Here is a 20,391-nt window from a genome sequence, read left to right on the forward strand (position 1 = left end):
TTCAGACGACGAGGTGATCGAGCTCGCTGCGCAGGCGGTGCATGCGCGATTCCAGCCGGGGACGCAGCGAGCGGCGCTCGTCGTCGGCGCGCTGATCCAGATGCTCCATCGCCATTTCCACGCGACCCATTTCGATCAGCAGATCGTGGTGCGGAAAGAACGCCTTGAAGTCGATGCTCATGTCCATGGCCTTGCCCCCTTGAAACGCTACGGCGGGGAAGGCGAAGCAACCGGCGTGCCATTGTTTGTGATGTGCATCACGTGCCACCTGGATACTCATCACGGAATTCCCGGGCACGGATCACGGAATGACGCAGGACGTCAGCTGCTGCCGCGCTCCGGCACAAATCTCCGTTTTAGTCACCCCATGTTCACGCTGCAGGGGCAATTATCGCCTTCACGACGAGGCGGCAGCGCCGCCTGCGCCCACCGCATTCACGGTTTCTGGCGCCCGGCAACACGGTCATCCTGGATTCCCCCTGTTCCTGAGACCGCCGGGCGCCAGATCTTATTCTGGCCGGACCCAAGCTTCTCCCAGCCTCCGGCAAGCAGAAAAAACGACGGCGCCCAATGGGCGCCGTCTTGCTTCCTCTCCCCGGCACGCGACCGAACCCCTGTCCGTTCGGTCTCTGCGCGCGTCTCCGCGCAGCGTCTGCCCAGTGAAAGTGCACAGGGATAAAAGCAGGATCCGTGCCAGGAAAATGGCTCGACGTGCTAAGGCACTGATCGAGTTACCATATCGCTTTCTCCGCTCCACTCAGGCGCCCGCAGGCGGTCTTCACCATGCTTCACCCGATTCCCTACGACGTCATCGTGGTCGGCGGCGGCCATGCCGGCACCGAGGCCGCGCTCGCCGCGGCCCGCACCGGCGCGCGCACGCTGCTGCTCAGCCACAACATCGAGACCATCGGCCAGATGAGCTGCAACCCGGCCATCGGCGGCATCGGCAAGGGGCATCTGGTCAAGGAAATCGACGCCCTGGGCGGCGCCATGGCGCGCGCGGCCGACCGTGCCGGCATCCAGTGGCGCACGCTCAACGCCTCCAAGGGTCCGGCCGTGCGCGCCACGCGCTGCCAGGCGGACCGTGCGCTGTACAAGTCGGCGATCCGCCGCATCGTGGAAACCCAGCCTAACCTCGAACTGTTCCAGCAGGCCGTGGACGACCTGCTGCTGGAAGGCGGCCGCGTGGTCGGCGTGATGACCCAGATGGGCCTGAGCTTCCGCGCCCGGGCGGTGGTGCTCACCGCCGGCACCTTCCTGGCCGGCAAGATCCATATCGGCCAGGCGCAGTACGCCGGCGGCCGCGCCGGCGACCCGCCGGCCACCACCCTGGCGCAGCGCCTGCGCGAGCTGCCGTTGGCGGCCGACCGCCTGAAGACCGGCACGCCGCCGCGCATCGACCTGCGCAGCATCGACTTCACCGGCCTGGAAGAGCAGCCCGGCGACGATCCCGCCCCGGTGTTCTCCTACCTCGGTTCGCGCGGCGAGCACCCGCGCCAGGTCAACTGCTGGATCACCCACACCAGCGAGCGCACCCACGAAGTGATCCGCGGCGCGCTCGACCGCTCGCCGCTGTACACCGGCCAGATCGAAGGCGTGGGCCCGCGCTACTGCCCCTCGATCGAGGACAAGGTGGTGCGCTTCGCCGAGAAGTCCTCGCACCAGATCTTCATCGAGCCGGAAGGGTTGGATACCTTCGAGATCTACCCGAACGGCATTTCCACCTCCCTGCCCTACGACGTGCAGCTGGACCTGGTGCATTCGATCAAGGGCTTCGAGCGCGCACACATCACGCGCCCCGGCTATGCCATCGAATACGACTACTTCGACCCGCGCGGCCTGCAGCCCTGGCTGGAAACCAAGGGCATTCCCGGGCTGTACTTCGCCGGGCAGATCAACGGCACCACCGGCTACGAGGAAGCCGGCGCGCAGGGCCTGATCGCCGGCCTCAACGCCGCGCTGGCCACGCAGGGCAAGGCGCCGTGGTATCCGCGCCGCGACGAGGCCTACATCGGCGTGCTGATCGACGACCTCACCAGCAACGGCACCATCGAGCCCTACCGCATGTTCACCTCGCGCGCCGAGTACCGGCTGCATCTGCGCGAGGACAACGCCGACCTGCGCCTCACCGAAACCGGCCATGCGCTGGGCGTGGTGCCGCAGCAGCGCTTCGATGCGCTGCGCGCCAAGCGCGAAGCGGTGGAACGGGAAACGCAGCGCCTGGGCACGCTGTGGGCGGCGCCGAACAACGCGCTGGGCGCGGCGATCGAGCGCCAGCTCGGCATCGCGGTCAGCCGCGAGAGCAACGCGCTGGACCTGCTGCGCCGCCCGGAACTGGACTACGCCCGCCTGGCCACCGTGCCGGAACTGGGCCCCGCCGTGAGCGACGCCGACGTCGCCGCCCAGGTGGAAGTGCAGGCCAAGTACGCCGGCTACCTGGAGCGCCAGCGCGAGGAAATCGAACGCCAGCGCCGCCACGAGCAGACGGCCATTCCCGACGGCTTCGACTACGACAAGGTGCGCGGCCTGTCCGCCGAGGTGCTGCTCAAGCTCAAGCGCGCGCTGCCGCAGACCATCGGCCAGGCCTCGCGCATCAGCGGCGTCACCCCCGCGGCGATCTCGCTGCTGCTGGTGCATCTGAAGCGCCGCGCGGCCTGAGAGGCCCGCGGCGCCGCCGCGCACGGACATGGAACCGCTGCGCGGGCGTGGCATGATGCGGCTTCCACCGATGGGAGCACGAACGATGGAAGTCTGGATCGGCCGGGATGGCGAGCGGCATGGCCCCTATAGCGAAAGCGACGTGCGCGAGTGGTTGCGCACCGGCAAAGTGAGCCCGGACGACCTGGGCTGGTACCAGGGCATGGCGGATTGGAAACCGCTGTCCGCGCTGTTTCCCGAAGAGCCGCCCGCGCTCGACCGCGTGTATTCCCCGCCCAAGGCCCCGCTGCAGACCGCACCCGGCGCCGAGCGCTCGCTGGAAGACCACGCCGGCTTCTGGAAGCGCGTGGTGGCCTACATCCTCGACTACATCGTGCTGGTCATCCCCAATCTGCTGATCAGCAAGATGCTCGGCGCCGATGCCGCGCAGAGCGCGCTGATGCAGAGCGCGCAGAGCGCCAGCGGCGATCCTTCCGCGCTGATGTCCGCCTACAGCGCGTTCTACGGCGCCATGCTGCCGGCGATGCTGATGCAGATCGTGATCGCCTGGCTGTATTTCGCGCTGTGCGAGAGCTCGTCCTGGCAGGCCACGCTGGGCAAGCTGGCGATGGGCATCCGCGTGGTGGATCTCAAAGGCAACCGCATCAGCTTCCTGCGCGCCACCGGCCGCTATTTCGCCAAGATGCTCAGCGGCATGATCCTGTGCATCGGCTATCTGATGGTGGCCTTCACCGAGCGCAAGCAGGGCCTGCACGACATGATCGCCGGCACCCTGGTGCTGAACGGCCGCGCCAACGAACTGGCGAATGCCGCATCCGCGCCGCCGAACGAGACGAACAAGGGTTCGTTCAACGCCTGACCCCTGAGCTCGCGCACCGAGCCCGCGCAGGGAACCCTGGCGTTCCCTGCGTTTTTCGGCCTTTCCCACGCTTGTTATCATTCCACGCCCGACCGGCGCGGCATGCCGCGCCCCTTTGTGTCTTCCAAGGAATCGTCAGTACCCCATGCTCAGCATCGAACATCGCATTGCCCAGGACATCGCCGCCAAACCGGACCAGGTCATCGCGGCCGTCGACCTGCTGGACGGCGGCGCCACCGTGCCGTTCATCGCGCGCTACCGCAAGGAAGCCACCGGCGGCCTCGACGACACCCAGCTGCGCCTGCTCGAAGAACGCCTGCGCTACCTGCGCGAGCTGGAAGACCGCCGCGGCGCGATCCTGGCCAGCGTCGAGGAACAGGGCAAGCTCACCGATGCGCTCAAGCGCGACATCCTCGACGCCGACACCAAGGCGCGCCTGGAAGACCTCTACCTGCCGTACAAGCCCAAGCGCCGCACCAAGGCGCAGATCGCGCGCGAAGCCGGCCTGGAGCCGCTGGCGCTGGGCCTGCGCAACGATCCCACGCAGGCGCCCGAGGCCTTCGCCGCGCAGTTCGTCGACGCCGAGAAGGGCGTGGCCGACGTGCGCGCCGCGCTCGACGGCGCGCGCGCGATCCTGATGGAAAGCATCGCCGAAGACGCCCACCTGGTCGGCGAGCTGCGCGACTGGCTGTGGGACAAGGGCCAGATCCGCGCCAAGGTGGTGGAAGGCAAGGAGAACGAAGGCGCGAAGTTCCGCGACTACTTCGACCACATGGAAGCGATCGGCAAGATCCCCTCGCACCGCCTGCTGGCGCTGATGCGCGCGCGCAACGAGGGCGTGATCGAACTGGAACTGGCGCCCACCGCCGACGCCGAGCAGGGCCACCTGGAAGGCGAAGGCCGCGTGGCCGCGCATGCCGGCATTCATGACCGCGGCCGCCCCGCCGACGCCTGGCTGCGCGAAACCGTGCGCCTGACCTGGCGCGTGAAGCTGCACCTGCACCTCACGCTGGACCTGTTCGGCCGCGTGCGCGAAAGCGCCGAGGACGAAGCGATCCGCGTGTTCGGCGACAACCTCAAGGACCTGATGCTGGCCGCGCCGGCCGGCGCCAGGACGGTGATGGGCCTGGACCCGGGCATCCGCACCGGCGTGAAGGTCGCGGTGGTGGACGCCACCGGCAAGGTGCTGGCCACCGACACCGTGTATCCGCACGAGCCGCGCAACCAGTGGGACCAGTCCATCGCGCGCCTGGCCGTGCTGTGCAAGCAGCATGGCGTGAACCTGATCGCGATCGGCAACGGCACCGCCTCGCGCGAGACCGACAAGCTGGCCGGCGAGCTGATCAAGAAGCACGCGGACCTGAAGCTGTCGAAGATCGTGGTGAGCGAAGCCGGCGCCTCGGTGTATTCGGCCTCGGAAGTGGCGGCCAAGGAATTCCCCGACATGGACGTGAGCCTGCGCGGCGCCGTGTCCATCGCGCGCCGCCTGCAGGACCCGCTGGCCGAGCTGGTGAAGATCGAGCCCAAGGCCATCGGCGTGGGCCAGTACCAGCACGACGTGAACCAGGTGAAGCTGGCGCGCGCACTGGACGCCAGGGTCGAGGACTGCGTGAATGCGGTGGGCGTGGACGTGAATACCGCTTCGGCCGCGCTGCTCACCCGCGTGGCGGGCTTAAGCGCCAGCGTGGCCGAGAACGTGGTCAAGCACCGCGACGCCAACGGCCCGTTCCCCAACCGCATGGCCCTGCTGAAAGTGCCGCGCCTGGGCGAGAAGGCGTTCGAGCAGTGCGCGGGCTTCCTGCGCATTCCCAGCGGCGACAATCCGCTGGATGCGAGCTCGGTGCATCCGGAAGCTTATCCGGTGGTGGAGCGCATCATTGCCCAGTGCGGGCGCGAGGTGAAAAGCATCATCGGCGACAGCGGCTTCCTGCGCGGCCTCAAGCCCGAGCAATACACCGACGAGCGCTTCGGCGTGCCGACCGTGCGCGACATCCTGAAAGAACTGGAGAAGCCCGGCCGCGACCCGCGCCCGGAGTTCGTCGCGCCGAGCTTCGCCGAGGGCGTGGAAGACCTGAAGGACCTGCGCCCCGGCATGATCCTGGAAGGCCGCGTCACCAACGTGGCCGCGTTCGGCGCCTTCGTCGACATCGGCGTGCACCAGGACGGCCTTGTGCACGTGTCGGCGCTGTCGCACACCTTCGTCAAGGATCCGCGCGATGCGGTGAAGGCCGGCGACATCGTCAAGGTCAAGGTGATGGAAGTGGACCTGCCGCGCCAGCGCATCGGCCTGTCCATGCGCCTGGACGACGAGCCGGGCCAGGCCCGCGGCGGCCGCCCGGCCGGCGGCGGCAACAGCGACAACCGCGGCGGTCCGCGCGACGGCCGCGGACCGCGCCCGGGCGGCGGCGCGCCCAAGCCGGCGGCGGCGCCGGCCAACAGTGCGTTCGCGGATGCGCTGTCGCGCGCCATGAAGCGCTGAGCCCGGCCCTGTCCGACCATGCTGCGCTGCGATGCAGCGCAGCATGCGCTGACGTATGGGCATGCATTACCGTAACGCGCGAATAACAAAAGCCATCCCGGCTCAAGGAGCGTTACCGACATGCCCCGCATCCGCCATCTCGCCGGCGCCATCGCCGCCGGCCTGCTGTTCAGCACTGCCGCCGCCGCCACCGACTTCAGCAAGGTCGTGGTCATCGGCGACAGCCTCAGCGACGCCGGCAACATCGCCAAGCTGTCGGGTTCGCCGACCCCGCTGCGTTTCACCACCAACCCCGGCACCACCACGGCGGAGAACGTCGCCGCGGCACTGAGCCTGCCGGTGACGGCGTCCCTCTCCGGCGGCACCGACTACGCCTTCGGCGGCGCCGGCCTGCAGCACAACTCGCCGGGCACCCCGGCCGGCGTGCCGATGCTGCCGCAGCAGTTCCAGATGTACCTGGCGGCCAACGGCGGCCACGCCGACGGCAAGGCGCTGTACCAGGTCTGGGGCGGCGCCAACGACATCTTCTACCTGACCGCCAGCTCGACCAATCCGAACGTGCTGGCCGCGGGCGCCGTGTCCGCCGCGCAGACCGAAGTGGGCCTGATCGGCCAGATGCAGGCTGCCGGCGCCAAGTACGTGGTGGTCTACAACCTGCCCGACATCGGCAAGACCCCGTCCGGCCTCGCCGGCGGCGCGGCCGCCTCGGCCGGCGCCACCCAGCTGTCGCTCGCCTTCAACGGCGTGCTCAATGCGGGCATCACCCAGCTGAGCAACAACGGCCTGAACGTGATCCCGGTGAACACCTTCCAGCTGCTCAACGAGGTGATCGCCAACCCGTCGGCCTACGGCTTCACCAACGTCACCACGCCGGCCTGCAACGGCAGCTCGGTGCAGTGCGGCCCGGCCGGTTCCGGCCTGCCCTTCAGCTACGCCGCGGGCACCAACAACACCTATCTGTTCGCCGACGGCGTGCACCCGACCACCGCCGCCCACGCCATGCTGGGCCAGTACGTGGTGTCGCTGATCCAGGCGCCGGGCCAGATCTCCATGCTGGGCGAAGCCCCGCTGGCCGCTGCTGCCGCGCAGACCCGCGCCATCCGCAACGAGATGCTGGCCGACGCTGTGGGCAGCGACACGCGCTTCTTCGCCAACGTCGACTACGCCCACCAGCGCTTCGACGAGCAGAGCAGCTCGCCCAAGACCACCAGCAACAACGTCAATCTGACCGTCGGCGCCGACGTGCGCGCCAGCGAGCACATCTCGATGGGCGTGGCGCTGGGCATCGGCCAGCACAATGCCGATTTCGCCGGCGGCGGCGGCTACAAGCTGCAGGACATCAGCGGCCTGGGCTACCTCACGTACCACAACGGCGGCGGCTACATCGGCGGCTACCTGAACTACGCGCAGTCGAACTTCACCGACATCGAGCGCCGCATCCAGCTCGGCGCCATGTCGCGCAGCGAGAGCGGCAAGGCCGACGGCAATCGCCTCGGCGGCGGCGCCACCGGCGGCTGGTGGTTCAACTTCGACTCGATCCGCACCGGTCCGTTCGCCACGGTGGAATGGCAGACCGTGAAGGTCAACGGCTACACCGAAAGCGGCAATGACAGCACCACCATGTGGTTCGGCCGCCAGCAGCGCGACGCGCTGATCTCCACCCTGGGCTGGCGCCTGCAGGGCCATTGGCAGGCCGGCGGCATGATGCTGGCGCCGTACGCCGAGCTGGCCTGGAACCACGACAGCAAGGCCGACCCGCGCAGCGTCACCGCCGGTGTGGTCAGCATGCCCGGCCAGTTCGCCCTTACCGGGTTCCTGCCGGACAAGACCTGGGGCACCGCCGACGTGGGCGTGTCCGCCCAGTTCAGCGAGAACGTCACCGGCTGGGTGGGCTACAGCGGCCGCTTCGGCGACGACAGCCAGAAGTACAACAGCGTCAACCTGGGCGTGAAAGTCGGCTTCTGAGCCGGCTTTCCAGCCACGCCAAATAAAAAAGCCGTCCGCGCGAGCGGACGGCTTTTTTCATGCCCTGAAGGCGGCAGCGGCGCTTACTTGTTCTTGCCGTTGGTGGCCAGGCTCAGGATGCTGGTGGCCTGCTTCTGCAGGCTGGCGGCTTCGTCGTCGGCCAGCGCGTCGGTCTTGCTGCCGGCCTGCTCCTGCTTCAGCACCAGGGCGCCGTCGGCGTTCCAGCCGGCGCGCTCGGTGGAGCTGGGCTTGCCGTCCTTGCTCGGCTTCTTCTGCTGCACCACGACCCACGGCTTGCCGTCCTTGTAGGCGTAGTCGGTGGTGGTGAAGCCCTTGTCGCCGTAGTCCACCTGCTCGCGGATGAACTTCACTTCGCCGGCTTCGCGGAACACCTGCCAGCCGCGCGAGACCTTGTCTTCCAGCTTGGTGCCGCTGGTGATCTTCATGCCGCCGATCTGCTTCTGCACCGCATTGAACGCGGCCAGTTCCTTCTCGCCCGGGGTCTGCTCGCCCACCAGCTGGATCGACACCTGGTTGCCGGCGCCCTTGGTCAGTACCGGCGTCTGCAGCGGCGCGGTGTAGCGGCGGTCGCCGTCGGTCAGCACGGCCTGCACGATGTACATGCTGTTCGGGTTGACGTCGGCCGGATTGAATTCCAGCTCGAACGACTGCGGCAGGTTCGCCACCGGATCGATCGTCTTGCTGGCCAGCGGGGTGCCGTCCTGGGCCGGATCGAGCAGCTTGATCTCAAGCTTGGCCTGCGGGGACACCTGGCTGGCGGCATCGCGCAGCGCCACGGTGCCGCTGACCGCATTGGCCTTGGTCGGCTGCTGGCCGGGCGCCGAAGCCGCCGGCGCGGACTCGCCGCCAGCCGACGCCGCGGGCTGCGACGAATCAGAAGAATTGCAGCCGGCGAGAGCGAGCGCTGCTACCGACACCAGTGACCAGACGATCCTGCGCATTGGGGAACCTCAATCAATCGATACAAACACGGTCACGAAAGCTCTGGCGCTCAGGGGCGCGAGTCATTTTCGCGGGGGAAGTTCGGAGAATACCCCAAAATTTATGAATCGGACAAAGTCAAGATTACTTTATGCATTCCATACGTCATCGCATGGAAATAGTCGACTCGACAATGGTAATAGCCATCGAATCAGTCATTTAGATAAAAATCTTACAAAAAAGAGGCCGCATGTCGCGTGCGGCCCAGGGAGATCCCCGCCCGTGAGGGCGGGGCATTTATTGGAAGAATCCCTACGGCTACGTCAGAGCGAGAAGTCGTACTGAGCTGCCACACGCACATAGCGCGGCGTCTGGTAGCTGGTCGGCGTCCCGAAGGTGCTCTGGTAGTAATCCGTCGCATTGGTCTCGCCCGCCTCGTCGATGGTCAGCGGGGTGTGGCGGTTGAACACGTTGGTGATGTCCATGCTCAGCTGCAGGCCCTTGGCCCATGCCGGCTTGTAGTTCACGCCCAGATCCAGGTTCCACAGGGTCTTGGTGCGACCCAGGCTGCCGCGCGCCACCGGCTGGCCCTGGCAATAGAAGTAGGAGGCATTGCTGCCGTAGCCGGCATACGCATCCCAATCCTCATTCACGCCAAAGCAGTTCTTCGGACGTCCGGTCTGCACCAGCAGATTGGCGCCCACCATCCATTCCGGGGTGACCTGCCAGGAGCCGTACACCTTGATCGTGTGCTTGCGATCATTCGGCAGGTTGCCGTTGCTGTAGTACATCAGCTCGGGATAATCGAAGTCCTGCGTGGTGCCCGTATCGGCCTGGCCGATGTCGGACTTCACCAGGCCTTCGGTGTTGCCGTAGCTCTTGGCCCACACGTACGAGGCCTTGACGTACCACTTGTCATTCCAGCTCTTCTCGGCCGACAGCTCCACCGAGGAGAACGAACGCTTGGCCTTCGGCTGGCCCAGGTCATGCGAGGACAACTTTACGTGGCGCGAGATGCCGGCGTCGGCGTCGTCCTGGGTGAGCGGGATGTTGAGATCCACGCCGCGGCCCGGGTTGAAGATGTAGCAGCCCGGCACGCCGCTGGGCGTGCTTTCCGGTACGCCGCCCGGATTGGCGTCGCTCTGCGGCGGCAGGCCCAGCACGTTCACCGCGTAGTTGTAGAACGGGCGCCAGTCGCAGGCGTCGTCGATGGCGTTGCGCAGCTTGCGGTGCATCAGGCGGATGCCGACGGTCCAGTCGTTGTCCAGCTGCTTCTGCGCGCCGAGGATGAACTCGTCCTGCTTGTACGGCTTGAGATCCTTGTCGGCCACCCACGAAGCCTGCGGCGTCCTGCCGTTGGCGCCGTTGGCGTAATAGGTCTCCGCATAGGCGACGCGATCGTGGTTCGGATCGGCATCCGGAATGTTCTGCAGGCCGATCGGCGCACCGGTGATCGGATTGACGCCGGTGTAGTACTGGTCGTGGATGCTGTAGATCGACGCGCTGGCCGCACGCAGCGCCACGTTCGCCGCGATCGGCAGCGAGTAGGTGCCGGCCGTGCCGTAGATCTTCAGCGACGAATCGCCCATCACGTCCCAGGAAAAGCCCAGGCGCGGCTGCCAGATGTTGCTTTGCTTGACGTAGCTTTCGCCGGCGCCGTTCTTGTTGTTGAAGCCGTCGTTGCGCACGCCGACGTAAGCAAGGAAGCGGTCGGTGATCGCCCAGTTGTCTTCGATGTAGAAGGCCTTCTGCTCGATGTCGACCTTGCCGCCGGTCTGGAAGGCGATGGAGCGCACGTAGCTGGTTTCCGGCGAACCGGAGTTGTCCACGCCGCGCGCCGTCGGACGGGTGTAGTAATTGAAGTACACGCCGCCTTCGTACAGCGACTGGCCGGTGTCGGACGTCCACTTGTCCTTGGTGTAGCCGGCGTGCAGGTCGTGGCTGTCGAGCTTCCATTCCAGGTCGATGCGGCCGGACTTCTTGTCGTCCTTGCCGCCGACCTTGTCGAAGGTGCTGGCGAAGTTGCAGGACGCGTACGGGTTGAGCGTCTTCAGCGTCGCCACGGGATAGCGGCGGTCGGCCACGGTCACGCAGCCCGGCTGGTTGAAGTCGCCGACCACCCCGTTGTACGACTCGTACAGGCCGTCCTTGCTCACCGCATAGGTGGTGCGCGCCGAACGCAGCTGGCCGTACATCGCGGTCAAGGTCAGCGTGTCGGTCAGATAGCTGGTGTAGTTGAGGATGTCGGTGCGGCCGCCGGTCTTCCAGTACTGCGTGCCCTGGTAAGAGCCGCGCAGCGGACGCTTGCTGGCGTCCATGCCGCCCTTGTAGACGCGCTCGCTCTGGTGTTCGACGTCGCTGAAGCCGGTGTATTCCAGCACGTTGTTGTCGTTGATGTTCCAGTCGAGCTTGACCAGCCAGTACGGGTCTTTCCAATGGTCGTCCAGCATGCCGCGCGAGCCGAGATCATTGCCGGGGCTGGAGTAGGTGCCGCCGTAGGTGGTGCGGTCGGTGTCGGTCTGGCTGTACAAGGCGTAGAAGAACAGCTTGTCCTTGATCAGCGGACCGCCCAGCCACACGCTCGCGATGCGCTCACTCTGCTCGTTCTTCTCGCGCACCGTCGCGAGGCGGCCGTTGTTGTAGTACAGGTTCGGATTGTTCGCGCGCAGGCTTTCCGGCGACCAGTCCACGCGTGCGCCGCCGGTCCACTCATTGCTGCCGCGCTTGGTGATCACGGACATCACGCCGCCGGTCGAATAGCCGTAGCGCGCGCCATAGCCGCCGCTCTTCACTTCCATCTGGCCGATGCCCTGGAACGGCACCTGCGAGTAGTTCAGGCCATTGAACTGGTTGGTGACGTTGAAGCCGTTGACGTAGTAGCTGTTCTCGGCCACCGACGAACCGTTGAAGCTGGCCAGGTTGCCGAACTGGGCATCGCCCTTGGTCACGCCGGGAGCCAGCAGGGCCACCGCGGTCTGGTTCTGCGCGATCGGCAGATTGCGCAGCTGCGCGGCGGTGAAGACGGTGGCGGTTTCCACCTGGGCCACGTCGATGGAAGGCATCGCGTTGGCCGACACCTGCACCACGCCCAGTTCCTTCGCGCTCTTGCTCGCGCCGGGGCTGAGGTTGAGGTTCTGGCCGGCCACGACGGTGACTTCATGCGTCGACGGCGTGCCGTTTTCGTTGACGGTCAGCCGGTAGGTGCCCGGCGGCAGCGAACCGATGTTGAAGCGGCCATCGGCGCCCACCGTGACCTGGCGGCTGAAACCGTTGCCGGTGTTCTCCGCCTGCACGGTCGTGCCGGCGGCAGCGTTTCCGTAGATCGAACCCACCGTGCTCTGGGCGAATGCGACGCCACCGGTGAGAGTCAGGCTCAAAGCGAGTGCCAAGCGGGCACGGCGCAATTGCCGTGCGGCAATGACGGTATGCGAAACCATTTCGTTGTTCTCCCCTTGAATCACCCGGGCAATATTCCCGGGAAAAGTGAATTGCGATTTCTTCGCTCGCGCGTATTCCCAAATGGGAGTTCGTGCGTTTCCCCGCTCAGAAATCGACTTTCTTACGACAGCTTCACGTAAGAAATATCGACGCTAGATGAAGATCAGATAAACGTCAACCCTTTCGTAACAACTTGCCGTGTTATAGCCCGGCTAATACGTAAGCGGCCCGAAAGGCTGGCTTGCAAAAGTCAACTGCCAGACTACCCAGGAGATCCCCATGGCTACGCAAATAACTACGACGCCGCCGATCGGGGGCACCTTCGCCGATCGAGTCAAAGTGCTGATCCAGCGGGTCGGCAGCGTGACCGAGATCGCGCGAATGTGCGGTTTCTCCGAGGGCGTCGTGCGCAGCTGGCGCGACGGCAATACCGATCCTTCCCGTGCTCGTTGCGTGACGCTGGCCAAGACCATGGGTATTTCCCTGGTGTGGCTGGTGGCCGGCGAAGGTTCGATGATCCAGTCCGAAGCGATCACCTCCGGCGAAGAACTGGGCACCGAGACTTCGCTCACCAACCGCCAGCGCACCAAGCTGCGCACGGCCGCCGATACGCTGCATGCGAGCGGCGTGGCGATGGATCCGCACCGCCTGAACACGGCGCTGCGCATCCTGCAGTCCGAACTGGATCTGGCTGAGAGCAACCTGTCGCTGGCGGACAATGCGGACCTGCTGGCCGACCTGTACGAGATTCTCGGCCCGGGCGGCAACGACGTGGATGCGGCGGCGATGGTGGCGTTCAATCATCGCCTGGGCGACCGCCTCAAGCGCGATCGCCACCTGGCCTGAGCCAGGCGAATAAAAAAACGGCAGCCGCATGGCTGCCGTTTTTCGTTGTGCCGGCGAAAGTTCAGAGCCGCGCGATATCCGCGATGGCCGTGAACTGCGCCTGCAGCTGGCCGAGCAAGGCCAGGCGGTTCGCGCGCACCGCGGGATTTTCCGCGTTCACCAGCACGCCGTCGAAGAACGCATCCACCGGCGCCTGCAGCTGCGCCAGGCGGGTGAGCACGGCGGTGTAGTCGCCCGCCTGCAGGGCACCGGCCGTTTCCGACTTCGCCGCTGCCAGCGCCGACGCCAGCGCGCGCTCCGCATCCGCTTCGAAATGCGCGGGGTCGACCGCGCCCTGCACCGCTGGCGCGCCAGCTTCTTCGGCCTGCTTGCGCAGGATGTTCGCCACGCGCTTGTTGGCGGCGGCGAGGCTGAGCGCCTCCGGGCGGCGGCCGAATTCCGCCACCGCGCGCAGGCGGCGGTCGAAGTCGGCCAGCGAGGCCGGCGCCACCGCCAGCACGGCTTCGAACTGCTCGCCATTGAAACCTTGCTCGGCGTAGTAGCCGCGCAGGCGCTCGATGACGAAGTCGTACAGCTCGTCGACCAGCGCGGCGCGGCGCTTGCCGGCGTCCAGCGCCGGCACCTTGCCGTCCTTGCCGGGCTTCACGCCGGCGGCGAGCGCGGCTTCGGGGATCAGCTCCAGCGCCTCGGTGAAGCTGGCCTTGAGGTCCAGTTCCAGGCCGCCTTCCACCAGGGTGCGCGCCAGGCCGAGCGCGGCGCGGCGCAGGGCGAACGGGTCCTTGTTGCCGCTGGGCTTGAGGCCGACGGCGAAAATGCCGGCGAGGGTGTCCAGGCGCTCGGCCACGGCCAGCACCTGGCCGACCTTGCCCGCGGCGATGGCATCGCCGGCGAAGCGCGGCTGGTAGTAGCTGTCCAGCGCGGCGGCCACTTCGGCGGTTTCGCCGTGATGACTGGCGTAGTAGCGGCCCATCACGCCCTGCAGCTCGGGGAATTCGCCGACCATGCGGGTGAGCAGATCGCACTTGCTGAGCGCGGCGGCGCGGGTGGCCTGGCCGGCGTCGACCTCGACGCGATTGGCCACGATGCGCGCCAGTTCCGCCACGCGCACGCTCTTGTCCCACAGGCTGCCCAGCGACTGCTGGTAGGTGACGTTCTTGAGCTCGTCCTGGTAGCCGGCCAGCGGCGTCTTCAGGTCCTCGTCCCAGAAGAACTTGGCGTCGGCGAAGCGCGGGCGGATCACGCGCTCGTAGCCTTTGCGGATCTCGGCCGGATCCTTGCTCTCGATATTGGCGATGCCGATGAAATGCTCGGTGAGCTTGCCGCCGGCGTCGAACACCGGCACGAACTTCTGGTTGGTCTCCATGGTGGTGACCAGGGCTTCCGGCGGCACGGCCAGGAACTCGCGCTCGAAGGTGCAGGCGATGGCGGACGGCCATTCGGTGAGGTTGGCGATCTCGTCGAGCAGGGCGTCGTCCAGGCGCGGCAGGCCGCCGGTCTGCGCGGCGGCCCTGGCCACCTCGGCGCGGATGCGCTGGCGGCGCTCGGCCGGGTCGGCCAGCACGTGGGAGGCGCGCATCGAATCCAGCCAGATGTCGGCGTCGGCCACATGCACCGGATGCGGATGCAGGAAGCGATGGCCGCGCGACTTGCGGCCGCTCTTCAGGCCCAGCGCCTCGCCTTCGACGATGTCGGCGCCGTGCAGCATCACCAGCCAGTGGGCCGGGCGCACGAAGCTGTAGTCGTGATTGCCCCAGCGCATCGGCTTGGGGATGGGCAGGCTCTTGAGCGTTTCGTCGAGGATGTCCGGCAGCAGCGCGGCCAGCGGCTGGCCGGGCTTCACGGCGCGGAACACGAACCAGGCGCCCTTGTCGGTTTCGAGTTTTTCCAGCTGCTCGACGGTGACACCGCAGGACTGCGCGAAACCTTGCAGCGCCTTGCTCGGGTTGCCTTCGGCATCGAGCGAGGCATTCACCGCTGGGCCGCGGCGCTCGATCGTCTGCTCCGGCTGCTGCGCGGCGACCTGCGGGATATGGACGGCCAAACGGCGCGGCGAAGCGAAGCCACGCGCCAGATCCAGCGCGGCTTCGACGCCGCGCCTGGCCAGGCCGTCGCAGATGCCGCGCTGGAACGCGGCGGCGAGTTCGTCCAGCGCCTTGGGCGGCAGTTCTTCCGTGCCCAGTTCGATCAGCAGTGACTTGGCGGCGCTCATGCGGCCTGCTCCTTGGACGGCTTGGATTGCTTCTTCAGGCCCGGAAAACCGAGCTTTTCGCGCTGCGCGACGTAGGCCTCGGCCACCGCGCGGGCCAGCGTGCGCACGCGCAGGATGTAGCGCTGGCGCTCGGTGACGCTGATGGCGCGGCGCGCATCGAGCAGGTTGAAGGTGTGGCTGGCCTTCATCACCTGCTCGTAGGCCGGCAGCGGCAGGCCGGCGGCGATCAGCTTGTTGGCTTCGCCCTCGCATACGTCGAACCAGCGCAGCAGCTCCGGCACGTTGGCGTGCTCGAAGTTGTAGGTGCTCTGCTCGACTTCGTTCTGCAGGAACACGTCGCCGTAGGTGACGGTGCCATGCGGGCTTTCCGTCCACACCAGGTCGTAGACGTTGTCCACGTTCTGCAGGTACATGGCCAGGCGCTCGAGGCCGTAGGTGATCTCGCCGGTGACCGGCTTGCACTCCAGGCCGCCGGCCTGCTGGAAGTAGGTGAACTGGGTGACTTCCATGCCGTTCAACCACACTTCCCAGCCCAGGCCCCAGGCGCCCAGGGTGGGCGATTCCCAGTTGTCCTCGACGAAGCGCAGGTCGTGCACCAGCGGGTCCAGGCCCAGCTCCTTGAGCGAGCCGATGTACAGCTCGAGGATATTGTCCGGATTGGGCTTCATCACCACCTGGTACTGGTAGTAATGCTGCAGGCGGTTGGGGTTCTGGCCGTAGCGGCCGTCGGTGGGACGGCGCGAGGGCTGCACGTAGGCCGCGGCCCAGGGCTCCGGACCCAGCGAGCGCAGGAAAGTGGCGGGATGGAAGGTGCCGGCGCCGACCTCGGTATCGAGCGGCTGCAGCAACACGCAACCCTGCGCCGCCCAGTAGCGGTTGAGGGTCTGAATCACATCCTGGAAGGTACGTGCGGACATGGCTTTCCGTGACCTGGAATAAAGCGGGTTAGTATAGCCGCGCGCTATGCTCATGGCCTGATCGCGCGCAGAAAACCGAGGGGAATCCGACGCATGGCCGCCTCACCGCAAATCGCTTCGCTGCTGGGTCGACGCGGCAAGCTCACGCTCGACGACGTGCTGGCCGCCCTGGTGGTGGACGGTTTCGTCCAGGCCGAGGACGCCAAGAACGTCCGCATGGGCAACCGCAGCGGCCGCTCCTCGGTGGAGCTGCACCCGCTGGTGCTGATCGCCAACGCCAAGCTGCCGAACCTGCGCGACCCCGGCCGCCCGCTGAGCCTGGAGGCGCTGACCGAATGGCTGGCGAACCATGCGGGCCTGCCGTATCTGAAGATCGACCCGATGAAGATCAACGTGGCGGCGGTGACCCAGGTGGTCAGCAACGCCTACGCCACGCGCCACCGCATCCTGCCGGTGGCGGCCTCGCCCGGCGAGGTGACGTTCGCCACCTGCGAACCGTTCGATGCCGGCTGGGCGACCGATCTTTCCCACATGATCCGCCGCGACGTGAAGCGGGTGGTGTCCAATCCGCTGGACATCAATCGCTACCTGCTCGAGTTCTACGGCGTACAGCGCTCGATCCAGCTGGCCCAGGACGCCAAGGCCAGCGGCTACGACTCCTCCGCCATCCTCAACTTCGAGCAGCTGGTGGAGCTGGGCAAGAGCGGCGAGGTCGGCGCGGACGACCGCCACGTCGTGCATATCGTGGACTGGCTGCTGCAGTACGCGTTCGAGCAGCGCGCCTCGGACATCCACCTGGAACCGCGCCGTGAAGCCGGGCTGATGCGTTTCCGCATCGACGGCGTGATGCACAAGGTGTTCGAGCTGCCGCCGCCGGTGATGACCGCGGTGACCGCGCGCATCAAGATCCTGTCGCGCATGGACGTGGCCGAGAAGCGCCGCCCGCAGGACGGCCGCATCAAGACGCGTTCGGCCGGCGGCCGCGAAGTGGAGCTGCGTATTTCCACCATGCCGACGGCGTTCGGCGAGAAGGTGGTGATGCGTATCTTCGATCCGGATATCGTCGCGAAGGATTTCTCGCAGATCGGCTTTTCGCCGGAAGAAGGCGCGCTCTGGCGCAGCATGGTGGAGCGCCCGCACGGCATCGTGCTGGTCACAGGCCCTACCGGTTCGGGCAAGACCACCACGCTGTACTCCACGCTCAAGTACCTGGCCACGCCGGAACTCAATGTCTGCACGGTGGAAGACCCGATCGAAATGGTCTCGCCGGAACTCAACCAGATGCAGGTGCAGACCTCGATCGACCTGGATTTCGCCGCCGGCGTGCGCACCCTGCTGCGCCAGGATCCGGACATCATCATGGTGGGCGAGATCCGCGACCTGGAAACGGCGCAGATGGCGGTGCAGGCTTCGCTGACCGGCCACCTGGTGCTGTCGACGCTGCATACCAACGATGCGCCGAGCGCGGTGACGCGCCTGCTCGATCTGGGCGTGCCGCATTACCTGATCCAGTCGACGCTCACCGGCGTGGTGGCGCAGCGCCTGGTGCGTACGCTATGCCCGCATTGCAAGCAGGCGGCCGCGCAGGATCCGCACGAATGGACGGCGCTGACCCATGGCTGGTCGGTGCCGCTGCCGACTACGGTATTCAAGCCGGTGGGCTGCCTGGAGTGCCGCAATACCGGCTTCATGGGGCGCACGGGCATCTATGAGATGATGATTCTGTCGGCGCGCCTGCGCAGCTTGCTGTCCTCACAGCTGGATCTGGGCCGCTTCGGCACCGCCGCACTGGCCGAGGGCATGCAGCCGCTGCGTATCTCGGCGGCGGCGCAGGTGGCGCGAGGACTCACCACGGTGCAGGAAGTGCTTACGGTGCTGCCGCCGATCGAGTTGCCGGAAGGCCATTCCCACTGACTGCGTTGAAGCTCGCCTGTTGATGAAACCTGCCTCTCGATGAAACCCGTTCTGATCATTCGTACCGGTCGTGCACCCGACCCGATCCGCGCCCGTCATGGCGATTTTCCGCACTGGTTCCGGCTCGGCGCGCAGCTTGCGCCGGAGCGGGTGCGTGTTGTCGATGTAGCCGCGGGCGAGGCTTTGCCGCCTCCTGGCGAAGTGGCCGGTGCGTTGATTACCGGCTCCGCGGCGATGGTGACGGAGCGCGCGGCATGGAGCGAGCGCACGGCGGGGTGGATCCGCGATGCGATGGATCTGGAGTTGCCGCTGTTCGGCGTCTGCTACGGCCATCAGCTGATGGCGCATGCGCTGGGTGGGCGGGTGGATTATCTGCCCGGCGGGCGCGAGATCGGCACGATGCTGATCCGGGTGGCGGAGCACGCCAAGAACGATGCGGTGGCCTCGACTTTGCCGGCTTCGTTCCGGGCGCACACCACGCATGAGCAGAGTGTGCTGGAGCTGCCGAAAGAGGCGACGGTGCTCGCGGGTTCGGAACGCGATCCCCATCATCTGCTGCGCTATGGCAAGAATGCGGTGAGCGTGCAGTTCCATCCCGAGTTCAACGCGGACGTGATGCGTGCGTACATCCATCGCAAGCGTGCCGACATGCATCGGGAAGGTTTCGATCCGCACCATACCTTCCGCCAGGTGGCGCCGACGCCGATCGCGCGGCGGCTGATGCGGTATTTCTCGCGCCATCACGGGATGGCGGCGCTGCGCTGACGATCAACGGTTGCCGCGTGGCGGCATCGGGAATGGCGTAACCTTCTGGCCGTCACTGGCGTCGCGGATGGCCAGCGAGCCTTTGCGCTCGACTTCTTCGATGCGGATAACCGACTGCATGGGCAGATGCAGGACGCGGGTGTCCTTGAATTCCTCGCGCAGTTTTTCTTCGGTCGGGTCGACCAGAATGCCTTCGCCAGCGGGTTCGAACACGAGTTCACCTACTTCGGTGAAGCCCCATAGCGCGCTGGATGCCACGTGCCGGGCGTAGAGCTCGTAGCTCTTGCCCAGATGCAGGAAGGTGACTTTGTAGAGTTTCTTGCTGCGCATGGATGCAAGTCTATCCGCGCATGCGCCGGACGACGGCATTGCGCGACAGCAGCGCATAGATCACGCCGAACAGGAAACCCGCGATGTGAGTCCACCACACGACGGCGCCGTAGCTGGGGCCGGCGTAGCTGAAAAGCAGCTGCAGCAATACCCAGATGCCAATAAGCAGGAAAGCGGGTACGCGAACGAATTCCAGGTAGAGACCCAGTGGCAGCACCAGGCCCAGGCGCTCGCGCGGAAACAGCGCGATGTAGGTGCCGAGCACGGCGGAAACCGCGCCGCTGCAGCCGATGATGGGGGAGTGCACACCGGCGAGCGAGAGTGCGCCGACCAGGTTGGCGACGATGCCGCCGAACAGGAACAACAGAAAAAAGCGCGCCGAGCCGAGCGTGCGTTCGGATGGCAGTCCGAAGATCACCAGGAACAGCATATTGCCGAGCACATGCAGCCACGCGACGTGGATGAAGAGCGCGGTGACCAGGCGCAGCAGCGATGGATCGTGCAGCTGCGCAAGGATCGGTTCCTTGGCGTCGAAAATATTCGCCGGCACCGTGCCCCATTCGAGCAGCAATGACAGGCGCTGGCGCGGCGGCAGCACGGCGAGTCCGATAAAGCTCAGCACGCAGGCCAGCACGAGCAGCATGGTCACCCACGGCGTACGTTGCCGGCGGCGGGTTTCGACTTGGACAAACACGCGGTGATCCCCCGATTGGCGCATGGGTCCCTGAGGAGTCGAATCATAGCCAAGCGAGTGTGGCGTATGGGCGTTCTTTGCTTGCTGTTTGGCGTTGTGGACGGTCGGATGGCCAAGCAGGTGGCGGTAGTGCGCTGTTTACGCGACTGGAACGCTGCCTCGGATTATGTGTACGGATTAACTCGTGTCGAATAGAGCGCTTATGGCGACGTCGATATCGAGCTAATGGCGGAGCTAATGCAGTGATTATGTTCGGGCCAAGAAAAAACCCTCACCGAGACGGTGAGGGTTTTTAGGATAAAGCCCCTGGCGATGACCTACTCTTGCATAGCAAGCTACACTACCATCGGCGCAGCTGCGTTTCACTTCCGAGTT

General features: G+C 66.3%; 14 protein-coding genes. 7 read left to right on the plus strand and 7 right to left on the minus strand.

All coding sequences use genetic code 11. The features are described from left to right. Position 1: 1 nt before the first annotated feature. Entirely contained in the window at positions 2-280 is a 279-nt protein-coding gene (locus FHW85_RS16690; protein ID WP_246866797.1) for a hypothetical protein, read from the minus strand. Positions 281-783: 503 nt separating this feature from the next. Here FHW85_RS16690 and mnmG point away from each other — a divergent pair. The 4 genes from mnmG (at position 784) to FHW85_RS16710 (ending at position 7,961) form a co-directional block, all read left to right on the plus strand. Beyond that, positions 784-2,658: a tRNA uridine-5-carboxymethylaminomethyl(34) synthesis enzyme MnmG gene (gene mnmG, locus FHW85_RS16695; RefSeq protein WP_168648999.1), complete on the plus strand. Its 1,875-nt coding sequence runs from the start codon at positions 784-786 to the stop codon at positions 2,656-2,658. A gap of 85 nt (positions 2,659-2,743) precedes the next feature. Next, complete coding sequence (locus tag FHW85_RS16700) at positions 2,744-3,517, plus strand: RDD family protein (RefSeq protein ID WP_168649000.1); 774 nt, start codon at positions 2,744-2,746, stop codon at positions 3,515-3,517. Positions 3,518-3,662: 145 nt separating this feature from the next. Next, positions 3,663-5,996 (plus strand): Tex family protein, encoded by a 2,334-nt coding sequence (locus FHW85_RS16705; RefSeq protein ID WP_167254793.1) that lies wholly within the window; start codon positions 3,663-3,665, stop codon positions 5,994-5,996. Between the two features lie 120 nt (positions 5,997-6,116). Then, positions 6,117-7,961 carry an autotransporter domain-containing protein gene (locus tag FHW85_RS16710; RefSeq protein ID WP_168649001.1) on the plus strand — a complete coding sequence of 615 codons (1,845 nt, stop codon included), beginning with the start codon at positions 6,117-6,119 and terminating at the stop codon, positions 7,959-7,961. A gap of 83 nt (positions 7,962-8,044) precedes the next feature. On the opposite strand, the gene FHW85_RS16715 is transcribed toward FHW85_RS16710, so the two are convergent. Together FHW85_RS16715 and FHW85_RS16720 are read right to left on the minus strand one after the other, a co-directional pair. Then, the gene (locus FHW85_RS16715) at positions 8,045-8,923 is read right to left on the minus strand and encodes a DUF1481 domain-containing protein (protein ID WP_167254789.1); all 879 of its coding nucleotides are present in this window, start codon (positions 8,921-8,923) and stop codon (positions 8,045-8,047) included. Between the two features lie 303 nt (positions 8,924-9,226). After that, a complete protein-coding gene (locus tag FHW85_RS16720) occupies positions 9,227-12,280 on the minus strand; it encodes a TonB-dependent receptor (RefSeq protein ID WP_168649002.1) in 3,054 nt (1,017 codons plus the stop codon). Between the two features lie 340 nt (positions 12,281-12,620). Between FHW85_RS16720 and FHW85_RS16725 the strand changes: the two genes are divergently transcribed. Then, positions 12,621-13,187 carry a helix-turn-helix transcriptional regulator gene (locus FHW85_RS16725; protein WP_167254785.1) on the plus strand — a complete coding sequence of 189 codons (567 nt, stop codon included), beginning with the start codon at positions 12,621-12,623 and terminating at the stop codon, positions 13,185-13,187. Between the two features lie 61 nt (positions 13,188-13,248). Here FHW85_RS16725 and glyS read toward each other — a convergent pair whose 3' ends face one another. Together glyS and glyQ are read right to left on the minus strand one after the other, a co-directional pair. Further along, positions 13,249-15,396: a glycine--tRNA ligase subunit beta gene (gene glyS, locus FHW85_RS16730; RefSeq protein ID WP_168649003.1), complete on the minus strand. Its 2,148-nt coding sequence runs from the start codon at positions 15,394-15,396 to the stop codon at positions 13,249-13,251. Continuing rightward, entirely contained in the window at positions 15,393-16,313 is a 921-nt protein-coding gene (glyQ, locus tag FHW85_RS16735; RefSeq protein ID WP_167254781.1) for a glycine--tRNA ligase subunit alpha, read from the minus strand. The genes glyS and glyQ overlap by 4 nt, the downstream gene beginning before the upstream one ends. A 93-nt stretch (positions 16,314-16,406) precedes the next feature. Here glyQ and FHW85_RS16740 point away from each other — a divergent pair, with 93 nt between their 5' ends. Then, positions 16,407-18,227 (plus strand): GspE/PulE family protein, encoded by a 1,821-nt coding sequence (locus FHW85_RS16740; protein WP_168649004.1) that lies wholly within the window; start codon positions 16,407-16,409, stop codon positions 18,225-18,227. Between the two features lie 39 nt (positions 18,228-18,266). Further along, positions 18,267-18,992: a glutamine amidotransferase gene (locus FHW85_RS16745; protein ID WP_167254777.1), complete on the plus strand. Its 726-nt coding sequence runs from the start codon at positions 18,267-18,269 to the stop codon at positions 18,990-18,992. 3 nt (positions 18,993-18,995) lie between these two features. Here FHW85_RS16745 and FHW85_RS16750 read toward each other — a convergent pair whose 3' ends face one another. After that, positions 18,996-19,322, minus strand: coding sequence for a DUF1820 family protein (locus tag FHW85_RS16750; RefSeq protein ID WP_167254775.1), 327 nt, complete (start codon positions 19,320-19,322; stop codon positions 18,996-18,998). Between the two features lie 10 nt (positions 19,323-19,332). Beyond that, positions 19,333-20,016, minus strand: coding sequence for a rhomboid family intramembrane serine protease (locus tag FHW85_RS16755; RefSeq protein WP_167254773.1), 684 nt, complete (start codon positions 20,014-20,016; stop codon positions 19,333-19,335). Positions 20,017-20,391: the final 375 nt, after the last annotated feature.

The sequence above is a fragment of the Dyella sp. SG609 genome, assembly GCF_012275375.1.
GTDB classification, from domain to species: domain Bacteria; phylum Pseudomonadota; class Gammaproteobacteria; order Xanthomonadales; family Rhodanobacteraceae; genus Dyella_D; species Dyella_D marensis.

What these genes read in the sequence shown, in the direction of transcription:
- glyS (WP_168649003.1), bottom strand. Translation starts at nt 15,396, where the DNA reads ATGAGCGCCGCCAAGTCACTGCTGATCGAACTGGGCACGGAAGAACTG.
- FHW85_RS16705 (WP_167254793.1), top strand. Translation starts at nt 3,663, where the DNA reads ATGCTCAGCATCGAACATCGCATTGCCCAGGACATCGCCGCCAAACCG.
- FHW85_RS16690 (WP_246866797.1), bottom strand. Translation starts at nt 280, where the DNA reads ATGAGTATCCAGGTGGCACGTGATGCACATCACAAACAATGGCACGCC.
- FHW85_RS16725 (WP_167254785.1), top strand. Translation starts at nt 12,621, where the DNA reads ATGGCTACGCAAATAACTACGACGCCGCCGATCGGGGGCACCTTCGCC.
- FHW85_RS16745 (WP_167254777.1), top strand. Translation starts at nt 18,267, where the DNA reads ATGAAACCCGTTCTGATCATTCGTACCGGTCGTGCACCCGACCCGATC.
- glyQ (WP_167254781.1), bottom strand. Translation starts at nt 16,313, where the DNA reads ATGTCCGCACGTACCTTCCAGGATGTGATTCAGACCCTCAACCGCTAC.
- FHW85_RS16700 (WP_168649000.1), top strand. Translation starts at nt 2,744, where the DNA reads ATGGAAGTCTGGATCGGCCGGGATGGCGAGCGGCATGGCCCCTATAGC.
- FHW85_RS16710 (WP_168649001.1), top strand. Translation starts at nt 6,117, where the DNA reads ATGCCCCGCATCCGCCATCTCGCCGGCGCCATCGCCGCCGGCCTGCTG.
- FHW85_RS16715 (WP_167254789.1), bottom strand. Translation starts at nt 8,923, where the DNA reads ATGCGCAGGATCGTCTGGTCACTGGTGTCGGTAGCAGCGCTCGCTCTC.
- FHW85_RS16740 (WP_168649004.1), top strand. Translation starts at nt 16,407, where the DNA reads ATGGCCGCCTCACCGCAAATCGCTTCGCTGCTGGGTCGACGCGGCAAG.
- FHW85_RS16750 (WP_167254775.1), bottom strand. Translation starts at nt 19,322, where the DNA reads ATGCGCAGCAAGAAACTCTACAAAGTCACCTTCCTGCATCTGGGCAAG.
- mnmG (WP_168648999.1), top strand. Translation starts at nt 784, where the DNA reads ATGCTTCACCCGATTCCCTACGACGTCATCGTGGTCGGCGGCGGCCAT.